The organism is Pseudochrobactrum sp. XF203 (assembly GCF_020341615.1).
Taxonomy (GTDB): domain Bacteria; phylum Pseudomonadota; class Alphaproteobacteria; order Rhizobiales; family Rhizobiaceae; genus Pseudochrobactrum; species Pseudochrobactrum saccharolyticum.
In genome coordinates this window covers 1440087-1453408 of sequence record NZ_CP084392.1, presented here as the reverse complement: position 1 = coordinate 1453408, position 13322 = coordinate 1440087, and the positions used below count along the sequence as shown (strand labels likewise).

The following is a 13322-nucleotide window of genomic DNA, read 5'->3' as shown; positions in this document are numbered from 1 at the left end:
CGGTTGCGCGGACAAATCACTCTGAGGGGACTTCATGCTTGAACCACTGATTATCACCGGCAGCGCGGCTGGCATTTTTGCAGCGCTGGTCTTTGGCTATCTGCTCGGTTCAATCCCCTTTGGTTTGCTGCTCACCCGCATGGCAGGTCTGGGCGATGTGCGCTCCATCGGTTCCGGCAATATCGGCGCAACCAATGTGTTGCGCACCGGCAATAAGAAAATTGCCGCTGCTACCCTGCTCTGCGATATGCTCAAAGGCACGATCGCCGTGCTGGTTGCGGCCTATTTCGGTCGCGATTACGCGCTTGCCGCTGGTCTCGGGGCTTTTCTCGGTCATATTTTTCCGGTCTGGCTTGGCTTCAAAGGCGGCAAAGGCGTTGCCACCTATCTCGGTATTCTGCTGGGACTGGCATGGCCGGGTGCACTGGTTTTTGCAGCTGTATGGATCGTTATCGCGCTTCTCACACGCTATTCTTCGCTCTCAGCGCTGATCGCCTGTATCATCGTTCCGCTTTCTATTCTCTATCTCGGATTGACGAAAACAGCGCTGCTCTTTGCAGTTCTGACGCTGATAATTTTTATCAAGCACCGTGCAAATATTGAACGGTTACTGAGCGGCACAGAAACCAAAATAGGATCAAAATAAATGATCGCAGAGACGGGTTCGCAGTCAAAAGGAATTCGTCTCTCAGATCAGCAGAGACTCAACTGGTTGCGGCTGATCCGCAGCGATAATGTCGGGCCTGCCAGTTTTCGCGATCTGATCGCCTATTGCGGCAGCGCTGCTGCCGCACTTGAGCGCCTGCCGCAACTGGTGCGCTCCACAGCCAAACGCCCGCTGCGCATTCATACAATTGATGAAGCCGAACAGGAACTGGAAGCGATAGAACGCGCCGGTGCCAAACTTATCGGAATGGGCGAGCCGGAATACCCGCCCTATCTCAGACAAATCCTCAATCCTCCGCCACTGGTAACTGTGCTTGGAGATACAACGCTGTTCAGCAAGCCGCCGGTGGCGATTGTCGGTGCACGTAATGCTTCCGCCACGGCCTGCGCCTTCACAAGCCAGCTGGTTCGCGATCTCGGGCAATCCGGCTGCGCCATCGTTTCCGGCTTTGCGCGCGGCATTGATACGGCGGCGCACAAAGCCAGCCTTGAGACCGGTACGATTGCCGTTCTGGCAGGCGGGCTTGACCACCCCTATCCGCCGGAAAATATTCCGCTGCTCGACCAGATCATTGATAATGGCGGGGTCATTATTACTGAAATGCCGATGAGCTGGGTGCCACGCGCGCAGGACTTTCCGCGCCGCAACCGCATCATCGCCGGCCTGTCGCTCGGGCTTGCAGTGATTGAAGCGGCACAGCGTTCCGGCTCGCTCATCAGCGCACGACTGGCTGCAGAAATGGGCAGATTGGTATTCGCTGTACCCGGTTCGCCGCTCGATCCGCGTGCGAATGGTGCGAACTCCCTGCTCAAAAACGGCGCTATCATGCTCACCGAAGCACAGGATATTTTGGTTGCGCTGGAGCCGATGCTACGTAAGGACGGTACGGCACAAATGCAGGCCGGAGCCTTGTTCAATCAAGACACAGCACAGATTTTGATGAAACAACCGGCAAGCACCGGTTTTGATACCGGTAAAAATCCTGCTCCGGCACACAATGATCATGAGCGTATCCGCAACGCTCTCAGCAACACCCCCGTCTCAGCGGATGTGATTATCCGCCACACAGGTCTCAGTGCCTCTGCCGTGCATCTGGCATTGCTGGAGCTTGATCTCGCGGGGCAGTTGCAACGCAGCGACAATGGTCTGGTTGCGCTTTTGCCCTCACAGTAATCAGTTTTTCGTCATCCGGCCTGACTGGCTGCGCAAAACATCTGATGCCTCAACCCATGCCATTTCAATGAAATAAGCCAGCATCGGATAGTGGTTGGACTGAGCAATATGACGTAATTCCAGTAGTTTATCATGAACATAAATGATTTCATGATAGGACTTCTCTTTATCTGCCTTCATGAGCCCGCCTTAAGCCTAAATATATAAATTAAAGAACCAAATAAAATGTCATTCTATTGCAACCGGAACAGACAAATTTGATATGTACAATGTCTGAAATCAACCTATGATTACAAAATAAACAATGTCAACCTGTCGTTGTTTTGCGTAAAAAACAGTGGCTTGCTCTTGACCAATCTGATTTCGCTGTTCATTTGAATGACAAATATCCTGCCAGCCTGATGATTTTCAATACTGGCGCAATCCGGGCATATCCGGCTGTGTACGTTAATCTGGACCCGCAATATGAATGTCGTTGTCGTTGAATCGCCCGCCAAGGCCAAAACAATCAATAAATATCTAGGCTCAGGCTATAAGGTTCTGGCCTCTTTCGGTCATGTCCGCGATTTGCCTGCAAAAGACGGCTCTGTTCGTCCTGATGAAGATTTTGCCATGAGCTGGGAGGTCGATGCGGCCTCTTCCAAACGTCTTTCCGAGATCGCCAAAGCGGTCAAGGAAAGCGACGAACTGATTCTGGCAACTGACCCTGATCGCGAAGGGGAAGCAATTTCGTGGCATGTTCTGGACGTGCTGCGTCAGAAAAAAGTGCTCGGCTCCAAACCGGTCAAACGTGTGGTCTTCAATGCCATTACCAAAAATGCTGTGCTCGAAGCCATGGCCAATCCGCGTGAAATCGACGTGCCGCTGGTGGATGCTTATCTGGCACGCCGTGCGCTCGACTATCTCGTAGGCTTCACACTGTCGCCGGTTCTGTGGCGCAAATTGCCGGGTTCGCGCTCAGCTGGCCGCGTGCAGTCGGTTGCACTGCGCCTCGTTTGCGACCGTGAAACCGAGATCGAACGCTTCATCCGTGAAGAATACTGGAATATTGCCGCCCTGCTCCAGACACCGCGCAGCGATAATTTCACTGCCCGCCTGACTGTTATTGACGGCAAGAAACTCGGCAAGCTCGACATTAAAAATGAAGAGCAGGCAAGTGCCATCCGCACCATGCTGGAAGGCGCGGCCTTCAATGTCATGAGCGTTGATGCCAAGCCGACCAAGCGCAATCCGGGCCCGCCATTCACCACCTCCACCTTGCAGCAGGCAGCCAGCGGTCAGCTCGGTTTCTCCGCATCGCGCACTATGCAGGTTGCGCAGCGCCTTTATGAAGGTATTGAACTTGGTGGTGAAACCACCGGTCTGATTACCTATATGCGTACTGACGGTGTGCAGATGGCGCCGGAAGCGATTTCCGCTGCGCGCAAAGCAATCGGCCAGACATTCGGCGATAATTATGTGCCGGAAAAGCCGCGTTACTATTCCACTAAAGCGAAAAACGCTCAGGAAGCGCACGAAGCGGTACGTCCGACCGATTTCAGCCGTCATCCGAAAGAAGTACGCAAATATCTCGATGATGATCAGGCTCGCCTTTATGAGCTAATCTGGAAACGCGCTATCGCCAGTCAGATGCAGCCTGCTGATATTGAGCGCACAGTCGTTGATATTGAAGCTAAAAACGGCGCCCGTTCGGCTGTATTGCGTGCCAATGGTTCGGTTGTCCGCTTCAACGGCTTTCTCGCGGCCTATACTGATCACCGCGAAGAAGAAGATGAAGACGAGGACAGCGCACGTCTGCCGCAGATCAATGCCGGTGAGACATTGAAGCGCGAGAAAATCGACGCAACCCAGCATTCGACTGAACCACCGCCGCGCTATTCCGAAGCATCGCTCATCAAACGCATGGAAGAGCTTGGCATCGGCCGGCCATCGACTTATGCTGCAACGCTGAAAACTCTGGGTGACCGCGATTATGTCACGATGGATAAGCGCAAGCTGATCCCGCAGGCCAAAGGCCGTTTGGTCACCGCTTTCCTTGAAAGCTTCTTTGAGCGCTATGTGGAATATGATTTCACAGCTGCGCTGGAAGAAAAGCTCGATCTGATTTCCGATGGCAAACTGGCATGGAAAGACGTGCTGCGCGACTTCTGGCAGGATTTCTCCGGCAATGTCGACAGCACCAAAGAACTGCGTGTTACCAATGTGCTGGATGCGCTCAATGAGCAGCTTTCCGCCCTTGCCTTCCCTGATCGCGGCGACGGTATGGATCCGCGTATCTGCCCGACCTGCGGCACCGGCAATCTCTCGCTGAAGCTCGGCAAATATGGTGCTTTCGTCGGCTGCTCCAACTATCCGGAGTGCAAATTCACCCGTCAGCTTGGTGGTGAAGGCGAAGGTGATGCAGCTGCTGCATCTGATGAACCAAAAGTGCTTGGTCAGGATCCGGCAACCGGTGAAGATATCACTGCGCGTACCGGCCGTTTCGGCCCGTATATCCAGCGCGGCGAAGGCAAGGAAGCCAAGCGCTCCAGCCTGCCGAAAGGCTGGTCACTGGCTGAACTTGATCTGGAAAAAGCCTTGCAGCTTATCAATCTGCCGCGCGATGTGGGTCCGCATCCGGAAAGCGGCAAGATGATCACCGCAAGCCTCGGCCGTTACGGTCCTTACATTGCCCATGACGGCGCTTTCGCCAATGTGGACAGCATTGAGGATGTGTTTGAGATCGGCATCAACCGCGCTGTGACTGTACTGGCGGAGAAAGCCGCTAAAGGCGGCCGCACCCGTGCGACACCGGCTGCGCTTGCCACACTCGGCGATCATCCGGATGGCGGTTCAATTACGGTGCGTGACGGCCGTTACGGCCCTTATGTCAATTGGGGCAAGGTCAATGCCACGCTGCCAAAGGGCAAAGATCCGGCAACGGTAACAATGGAAGAAGCGCTGGAGCTGATTACAGCGAAAGCCGGTTCTGCCAAGAAGACCACGAAGAAAGCCGCACCGAAAAAACCGGCAGCTCCGAAGAAGACAACCAAAGCCAAGGCTGCGGATGATGAAGCCAAACCGGTGAAAAAGGCAGCAGCCAAAAAGCCGGCAGCTAAAAAGACTGCGACCAAAGCAGCCGCTAAACCTAAAAAAGCGGATGCCGCTGAATAAGCAGCATAAAGCACATAAAACAGAGGGCACCATAGTTATTATGGTGCCCTTTTTATTTGCATCAGCGCAGGCACAGCAAATGTTTCCATTCTGTGCTGAAATGCTTTAAAGAGTTTTCAGGACTTTATGAAAAGTAAATATTAAGGATGACCGGATTGGCTCGCAGAATAGACCCTTCATCTGACCGTAACAGCGGCTCAGGCAAACAAAAAAACCAGAAGGGCGCAAAAAACAACAAGAGCTTTTCCGGTAAATCCAAAGTGAAGCCGCTCTCGGAAGCCTATCTTCCGACGAAGGAAGATATCCTCACTTTCATCACTGAAAATCCGGATCGCGCTGCCAAGCGTGATATCGCCAAGGCGTTCAATCTCAAGGGTGATGCCCGCATTTATCTCAAAGATATTCTGCGTGAACTGGCCGATGACGGACAGGTGGAAAAGCGCGCCAAGAAACTGTCACGCCCGAATACCCTGCCTCCAATTGCTCCGCTGACCATTACCGGTCGCGACAGCGATGGCGGCTTGATTGCACGTCCGATTGAGTGGAATGGTGAAACAGCAGCGCCGCTGGTACTGCTGCGCCGCACACACAAGGATAAAGGCCCGACGGTTGGTGTTGGCGATCAGGTTCTGGCGAAAATCTTTGCCAGCTCCGATAAAAGCGCCGCGCCCTATACCGGCCGCGTCATCAAAAAGCTGGAAAAACGCGACAATGCCGTGCTTGGTGTTTTGCGCCAGTTGCAGAGCGGCGAATACCGTCTTGAGCCGGTCAACCGCAAACAGAGTGAAATCAGCATTGATGCGCAACATCTGAACGGTGCTGAGCCGGGTGATCTGGTTGAGGCGATCCCGCATCAGAAAAGCCGCTTTGGTCTGCCGCAGGGTAAGATTGAACAGGTGATCGGCTCAATCGGCAGTGAAAAAGCGCTGTCGATGATTGCGATTCACGAATATGAAATACCGCATATTTTCCCTGAAAGAGCGATTGAGCAGGCGGAAAATGCCAAGCCTGCAACAATGGCGCATCGTGAGGACTGGCGCTCACTGCCGCTGGTCACCATCGATCCGGCTGACGCTAAAGACTATGACGATGCGGTTTTTGCCGAACCGGACACTGATCCGGCCAATGAAGGTGGCTTTGTCATTGTCGTGGCGATTGCCGATGTCAGCCATTATGTGCAGCACGGTTCCTCGCTTGACCATGAAGCACTGAAGCGCGGTAATTCGGTCTATTTCCCTGACCGCGTGGTGCCGATGCTGCCGGAACGCATCTCCAATGATTTATGCTCGCTGCGTGAAGGTGTTGACCGTCCGGCCATGGCGGTGCGCATTATCATCGGTGCAGATGGCCGCAAACGCTCGCACAGCTTCCACCGCATCATGATGCGCTCTATTGCCCGCCTCGCCTACCAGCAGGCTCAGGCGGCCATTGACGGCGCACTGGATGAGAAGACCGAACGCGTTATTGATATCAGTCTGAAGCCGCTGTGGAAGGCCTATGCGGCGCTGAAAAAAGCCCGCGACAAGCGCGAGCCGCTGGAGCTTGATCTGCCGGAGAAGAAACTGATCCTCGACGATCAGGGACAGGTGCTGAAAGTTATTGTGCCTGACCGGCTCGATGCACATAAGCTCATTGAAGAATTTATGATTCAGGCCAATGTCGCCGCCGCTGAAACACTGGAAGCCAAAAACCAGCCGCTGATCTATCGTATTCACGATCTGCCGTCGCTGACCAAGCAGGAATCTCTGCGTGACTTCCTCAAAACACTGGAAATCAGCCTTGCCCGCGGTGCGGAACTGCGCCCGAGCCAGTTCAACGGCATTTTGTCCCGTGTTCGGGGTACAGACCATGAAGAACTGGTCAATCAGGTGGTGCTGCGCTCGCAAAGTCAGGCCGAATATAATACCGATAATATCGGCCATTTCGGTTTGAATCTGCGCCATTACGCGCATTTCACCTCGCCGATCCGCCGTTATGCTGACCTGATCGTCCATCGTGCGCTGATCCGCGCGCTCAATCTGGGACCCGATGGTCTGAGCAATGACGAGATTGGCGAATTGCCTGCCATTGCGCTCAGCATTTCCCAGACAGAGCGCCGTGCCATGCTGGCCGAGCGTGAAACGACAGACCGTCTGATCGCCCATCATCTGGCCGAACAGGTTGGCAATGAGTTTCAGGCGCGTGTGCAGGGTGTGACCAAAGCCGGTCTGTTTGTGACCCTTGCGACATATGGTGCCGACGGCTTTATTCCCATTTCCACTTTGGGCCGGGAATATTATCACTATGATGAAGCCGGTCATTCTGTCGCCGGTGAACGGTCAGGCAAAGGCTATCGTCTTGGTGACAGTGTGGAAGTACGGCTGGTTGAAGCGCAGCCGGTTGCCGGAGCACTGCGTTTTGAAATGCTGACAGAACCGCGTTTGCTGCCTGCATCCTTGCAATCGCACCACAAAGCTACCAAATTCAGCCGCAAGGCGGGGAAATCCCGCACCGGCGGTCCGGCCAGAGGCAAACCAGCCCATATTTCGCGTAAAAGCAAAAGATAACCCCGACACAGGTATTGGGAGACGATGATGAGCAGCGATCAGACCCTGACACAGACGGAAACGCAGGTTTTCGGCGGCGAAAAGACAAAGCCCGCCCGCACCCCGCGCCCGTTGGGACAAGCCATGCAGCGCGGTTTTCTCTCCCGCTGCCCGCATTGCGGTGACGGCAAACTGTTCCGCTCCTTCCTGCGTCCGGTCGCTAATTGCTCTGTCTGTAATGAAGATTACACACCTCAGCGCGCCGATGATCTGCCTGCCTATCTGACCGTGCTGATTGTCGGCCACGTCGTGGTCGCGCTGTTCATGATGGTGGAAAATATGGGCGGCCTGTCACTCTGGGGGCATCTGGCCATCTGGGGGCCGGTGACCATTCTGATGTCACTGGTGCTGCTGCAACCGATTAAAGGTGCCACCATCGGCCTGCAATGGGCGCTTTATATGCATGGCTTTGATAAAGAAAGTCAGCAGGAATATATCTGACGCAAATGTCAGGACATAAAACAGACCACACTTTGCAGGATATGCACCGGCCGGATGATGCGACAGCTTTGAGTAATCAGGGCACAGCAGCATCCCGCATTCTCCGGCCGCGTGATGCTGCCTCACTCATCCTCATCGACCGCAACGGCAATGAGCCGCGTATTCTCATGGGGCGCCGCGCCCGTGCGATGCATTTCATGCCGGATATGTTTGTCTTCCCCGGCGGCGGTACAGAAGCGCAGGACGCCAGAATTAATGCTGCCAACAGCCTCAGGCCGCAGGATGAAATAAAATTGCTGGCAGGACTTGGCAAACGTGCCAGCACACAACGCGCGCGTGCGCTTGCAATGACTGCAATACGCGAAACCTATGAGGAAACCGGCCTGTTGCTCGGTACGCCGCATGATGATGCGCAAACGCATCCGTGGACAGGCTTTGCCCGCAGCAATCACCTGCCCGATTTATCGCAGCTGCGTTATGTGGCGCGCGCGATCACGCCGCCCGGTCATGTACGCCGCTATGATGCGCGTTTCTTTGCCAGTTTTCTGGATGAAATCAGCCCGGAGCTCCCTGCCCGAAACCACAATCCGGCTGACATAAGCGCTATAGAATCATCTGCTTATAATGAGCCGGAATTGTCTGATTTGAAATTTGTGAGCTTTTCCGAGGCCTTTAATCTCAATATTGCAGCGATTACGCGCATTATTTTGCGGGATATCGAAAAACTCCTGCTCGAAGACAGGGATTTGTCCTCTATATATCCGGTTCCGTTCTATCGTAAACGGCATGGCCGTCATGTCCGTGAGGTGATTTAAGTTTCATGCAGCAAGACCATCTTTCAACTGAACCCGCATCAGAGGTACTTCAACCAACGCAATGGCGCTCTCTTGGCGCAGCCATTGCCACGATCAGTGCCGTTGGTGCAGCGATCGGCCTTGGTATTCCGCTGCTGAGTGTGCTTCTGGAAAGCCGTGGCTATTCAGCCAGCACCATCGGTGCAAATACGGCTGTTGCCGGTCTTGCATCGCTGTTCGGCGCAGCGCTATCCGCGCGTATCGGCTCCTATCTGGGCGTTGCCCGTTCGATGATGCTGATGCTGTTCATCAGCGGTCTGTCCTTCCTCGGTTTCTATCTGTTTCCGAATATTATTGCATGGTTTGCACTGCGCGTTTCCTTGCATTTCGCGCTCACAGTGCTGTTTGTGCTGTCTGAATATTGGGTCAATACCTCTGCCCCGCCGGCCAAACGCGGACTGGTGCTTGGTATATACGCGACCTGTCTTTCACTCGGCTTCGCAGTCGGCCCGTGGTTGTTCTCAATCATCGGCAGCGGCGGCTTCATGCCATTTGGTATCGGTATCGTCATCATTGCGCTGGCAGCCTTCCCTGTCATGATTGCCAGTAAAGACAGCCCTGAATTTGAGGAAGGGGAACATGTTCCCTTCATGCCTTATATTTTCGCGGTTCCGGCAGCGACAATGGCGGTCTTCGTCTATGGTGCAGTGGAAACCGGCGGCTTTGCCCTGTTTCCAGTCTTTGGCACGCGTGTCGGCCTCAATGAAGGCGATGCCGCGCTGCTGCTGACTATGGTCGGTCTCGGCAATGTGCTGATGCAGATTCCGCTCGGCCTCGTCTCCGACCGCATCGGCGACCGCCGTATTCTGCTGCTGATTTGTGCTATTATCGGTTTTGCCGGTATGGTGCTGCTGCCTTATGTTGTCACAAACTGGTATCTGATGGCAGTTCTGCTGTTGATCTGGGGCGGTGTAGTTGCCGGTCTTTACACTGTCGGCCTCGCCCATCTTGGTTCGCAATTGCAGGGACGTGAGCTTGCTTCGGCCAATGCCGCGTTCATTTTCTGCTATGGCATCGGTATGCTGGCAGGCCCTCAGGCAGCCGGTGTCGGTATGGATTTGCTGGGAGCAACAGGTTTCCCGGTCACTTTATCACTCTTTTTTGCAGCATTTATCATAATTCTGCTTATCAGACTGGTAGTTCGTAAACAGCGGGCTTGACTTTTCGGCGTGTATCCGTAGTGTCGCGCCAAATTCCCGCACCCGGATGAAATCGCCGGACAAGCAGGCGGTTTTATTATTTAAAAGAGCAGGATATCGTTATGGCTAAGGCTACAACAATTAAAATCAAGCTGTTGTCGACCGCAGACACAGGCTTCTTCTACGTAACCAAGAAGAACAGCCGTACAATGACTGAAAAAATGACAAAGCGTAAATACGACCCGGTTGCTAAGGCACACGTCGAATTCAAAGAAACCAAAATCAAATAATTCTGGTTTCGGTTATAAAAAAAACCCGGGCTGTTATCAGCCCGGGTTTTTTATTGTCTGAATACAGAGCATTTCCGATTGGTAATTTGTGTCGGAACCGTAATTAAGGCGCCCAATCTGTTTGCTGCAAAACAATACGGTAACCGTCCGGATCTTCGAAAGTTACCCCTTTCTTGTCCCAATAGGGATTGAAGGCGCTCACAGGCACAAAGCCGGTCGCTTTCATACGCTCAACAGCATTTTCCCACTCGGCATGATCCGGCAAATAAAAAACCAGCAGATTCTCTTTGGTTGGTGCTTTACCGGCCTGATGCTTAGCAGTGCGTGTAAATGCAAAATGATAGGGCACATTTTCACGCCCCATAATGATCGCGTCAAAACCGTCATGATCCTGAAAACTATCAAGAACTGTCATTCCTAAACCATCCCGATAAAAGGGAAGCAGTGCATCCGGATTATCTGTCGGCCTTACAATGCGGAACGTAGGAATTTTCATCATTCACCTCAGTAAGGCGAAATCCTGTAACTACAGGTCGCCGAGATAGGACTTGATCGTCTCAATAAAGCGCGGCACGGAGATCGGCTTGGAAATATAGGCTTCGCAACCGCCCTGACGAATACGCTCTTCATCGCCCTTCATAGCAAAGGCTGTGACGGCAATAACCGGAATGGCTTTCAGGTCGTCATCTTCTTTCAGCCATTTTGTGACTTCAAGGCCGGAGACTTCCGGCAGCTGAATATCCATCAAAATCAGGTCGGGATGGTGGATTCGCGCCAAATCCATAGCTTCAAGACCATTGCGCGTACGGATGGTTTCATAACCGCTGGCTTCAATCAGATCGCGGAAAAGCTTCATATTCAGCTCATTGTCTTCGACGATCATTACTTTTTTGGTCATGAAAAAATACCTTATTACTCAGAACATTGTCTGAATATATCTGCGTGCTGGCCGCAGCATTTCGTAGTTTTCGGCTCACGTCAATTACCACGCACGGGTACAGCACACAGAGACCATGATTATTCCAACCCCATCAGCATAGCATTGAACAATGACCAAAATGCTCCTAAACAGCTTTCATACAGCTAAAGATGCAATTACAGTTGCCAAAACGTAAAAGCCAGCCGGATATAAAATGTCAAAAACCATCTTGAATCAAAGCGATGCTGAAAATCTGGCCATTGAAGCTCTGGTCTTTCTGGCGCAGCAGCCGGATCTGATGAATCGCTTTTTGTCCCTCACCGGCATTGAAGTCTCATCTATCCGCGAAGCCGCAGGTGAACCGGCTTTTCTGACCGGTGTTTTGCAGTTCTATCTGGCACATGAGCCAACGCTCATGCAGTTTTGTGAAGCCACCGGCCATAAGCCGGAGAGCATGAATCAGGCACTGCGCTTTCTGCCGAACGGCGACAGCGCTTACGACCAATCCATGTAAGTGCGACCTCCTGCATCGCTGCAGATTGTGTATAAAATTCGCTGGCGCTTGAAATCATCTGCCTGTATTGTGCAAATGTTCCACTTATGTTCGGATCATGCTACAGGTTTTTACGATGGTCAACGGTGTTTCCGGTTATTTTGCTGAGGCCGATCCGCAGGCAGGTTTCTGCCGCGACTGCCTGACTGTGCAGAAAAAACGCCGTAGTGAACAGAGACCACGCTGCAGCGCTTGCGGTAGTCCGCGTCTGGTGCGCCATGAAGAGCTTTATGATTTAAGCTTTGCACATATTGATTGCGATGCTTTTTACGCATCAATTGAAAAACGCGACAATCCTGAACTGCGTGACAAGCCGGTGATTGTCGGCGGTGGCAAGCGTGGTGTGGTTTCCACCTGCTGCTATATTGCGCGTATTCACGGCGTGCGTTCTGCCATGCCGACTTTCAAAGCCATTGAACTCTGCCCGCAGGCGATATTCGTTAAGCCAAATATGGAGAAATACCGCAAGGTCGGGCATCAGATTCGCCAGATGATGTTTGATCTCACACCATTGGTCGAACCGCTTTCGATTGATGAGGCATTTCTGGATTTGCGCGGTACGGCCAAATTGCACCGTGCGCCGCCTGCCCTTGTGCTGGCAGAATTCGCCCGCCGGATTGAACAGGAAATCGGCATCACCGTTTCTGTCGGCTTGTCCTATTGCAAATTTCTGGCGAAACTTGCCTCAGATATGGAGAAGCCGCGTGGTTTCTCGGTGATCGGAGAAAAGGAAACACTGGATTTTCTGAAGCCTAAGCCGGTCGGTATGATCTGGGGTGTCGGCAAGGCGCTTAATGCCAAACTCAATGCTGACGGTATTCAGACCATTGGACAGCTCCAGCAAATGGAAGAATCTGCGCTGATGAAGTCCTATGGCGTGATGGGGCAGCGTCTCTACCGCCTCTCCCGCGGCATGGACACGCGCACAGTCCAGCCGGAAAGCGAGATGAAAAGCATCTCCAATGAAACCACGTTTGATATTGATATCGCCAAGGCTGAAGAGCTGGTGCCGGTTCTGCGTGCGTTATCGGAAAAAGTGGCCGGACGGCTTAAACATGGCGAGATTGCCGGTCATACAGTGATGCTGAAGCTCAAGACCAAGGATTTTCAGAGCCGTACACGCAATCATCGTCTGAGCGATCCTACGCAGCTTGCCGACAGGATTTTCCGCACCGGTCTTTATATGCTGCAAAAGGAAATTGACGGCACAAAATATCGCCTGCTCGGCATCGGCGTGACCGACCTCACCGATCCGGTGAAAGCCGATCCGCCTGATCTGGTGGATATCAAAGCCGGTAAGCGTGCGGCGGCTGAAACTGCCATTGATAAGCTGCGCTCAAAATTCGGCTCGAAGACAGTGGAAACCGGCTATACATTCGGCAAAGGCAACCTCGCACGACCGCAGACACCGTCTGATAAATAGGTTTGGCCTGACTGCGGTTTTCCAGCGATTAAATTGCTAATAAAAGCTATGTCATCATTTCTTCATGGAAATGACATTGGGCTGTAACAACGAGCGGCAAAAAGCACCTCAGACTTCAATGCAAC

General features: G+C 52.9%; 13 protein-coding genes. 10 read left to right on the top strand and 3 right to left on the bottom strand.

Annotated features, from left to right (window positions below; all coding sequences use genetic code 11):
* Nucleotides 1–34: 34 nt before the first annotated feature.
* Both plsY and dprA read left to right on the top strand, forming a co-directional pair.
* Nucleotides 35–646, top strand: coding sequence for a glycerol-3-phosphate 1-O-acyltransferase PlsY (gene plsY, locus LDL70_RS06385; protein ID WP_022712308.1), 612 nt, complete (start codon nt 35–37; stop codon nt 644–646).
* 3 nt (nt 647–649) lie between these two features.
* Entirely contained in the window at nt 650–1840 is a 1191-nt protein-coding gene (gene dprA / locus LDL70_RS06380) for a DNA-processing protein DprA (RefSeq protein WP_370637814.1), read from the top strand.
* On the opposite strand, the gene LDL70_RS06375 is transcribed toward dprA, so the two are convergent.
* The gene (locus LDL70_RS06375) at nt 1841–2020 is read right to left on the bottom strand and encodes a hypothetical protein (protein ID WP_022712310.1); all 180 of its coding nucleotides are present in this window, start codon (nt 2018–2020) and stop codon (nt 1841–1843) included.
* A 285-nt stretch (nt 2021–2305) separates the two neighbouring features.
* Between LDL70_RS06375 and topA the strand changes: the two genes are divergently transcribed.
* The 6 genes from topA (at nt 2306) to rpmG (ending at nt 10302) form a co-directional block, all read left to right on the top strand.
* A complete protein-coding gene (gene topA / locus LDL70_RS06370; protein WP_225687840.1) occupies nt 2306–4993 on the top strand; it encodes a type I DNA topoisomerase in 2688 nt (895 codons plus the stop codon).
* 146 nt (nt 4994–5139) lie between these two features.
* Nucleotides 5140–7539, top strand: coding sequence for a ribonuclease R (gene rnr, locus LDL70_RS06365; protein WP_225687838.1), 2400 nt, complete (start codon nt 5140–5142; stop codon nt 7537–7539).
* A 27-nt stretch (nt 7540–7566) separates the two neighbouring features.
* A complete protein-coding gene (locus LDL70_RS06360; protein WP_028233962.1) occupies nt 7567–8019 on the top strand; it encodes a DUF983 domain-containing protein in 453 nt (150 codons plus the stop codon).
* Between the two features lie 41 nt (nt 8020–8060).
* Complete coding sequence (locus LDL70_RS06355) at nt 8061–8834, top strand: NUDIX hydrolase (protein ID WP_370637813.1); 774 nt, start codon at nt 8061–8063, stop codon at nt 8832–8834.
* A 5-nt stretch (nt 8835–8839) separates the two neighbouring features.
* Nucleotides 8840–10033, top strand: a complete 1194-nt coding sequence (locus LDL70_RS06350) for an MFS transporter (protein ID WP_022712315.1) — start codon at nt 8840–8842, stop codon at nt 10031–10033.
* Nucleotides 10034–10134: 101 nt separating this feature from the next.
* Nucleotides 10135–10302 carry a 50S ribosomal protein L33 gene (rpmG, locus tag LDL70_RS06345; protein ID WP_022712316.1) on the top strand — a complete coding sequence of 56 codons (168 nt, stop codon included), beginning with the start codon at nt 10135–10137 and terminating at the stop codon, nt 10300–10302.
* A gap of 103 nt (nt 10303–10405) precedes the next feature.
* Here the strand turns inward: rpmG and LDL70_RS06340 are convergent, their stop codons facing one another.
* A complete protein-coding gene (locus tag LDL70_RS06340) occupies nt 10406–10717 on the bottom strand; it encodes a VOC family protein (protein WP_370637782.1) in 312 nt (103 codons plus the stop codon).
* A gap of 111 nt (nt 10718–10828) precedes the next feature.
* Nucleotides 10829–11200, bottom strand: coding sequence for a response regulator (locus tag LDL70_RS06335; protein ID WP_022712318.1), 372 nt, complete (start codon nt 11198–11200; stop codon nt 10829–10831).
* 235 nt (nt 11201–11435) lie between these two features.
* Between LDL70_RS06335 and LDL70_RS06330 the strand changes: the two genes are divergently transcribed.
* A complete protein-coding gene (locus LDL70_RS06330; RefSeq protein ID WP_075655324.1) occupies nt 11436–11735 on the top strand; it encodes a DUF3572 domain-containing protein in 300 nt (99 codons plus the stop codon).
* Between the two features lie 115 nt (nt 11736–11850).
* Complete coding sequence (locus LDL70_RS06325; protein WP_225688421.1) at nt 11851–13197, top strand: DNA polymerase IV; 1347 nt, start codon at nt 11851–11853, stop codon at nt 13195–13197.
* The last annotated feature ends 125 nt before the right edge of the window (nt 13198–13322 follow it).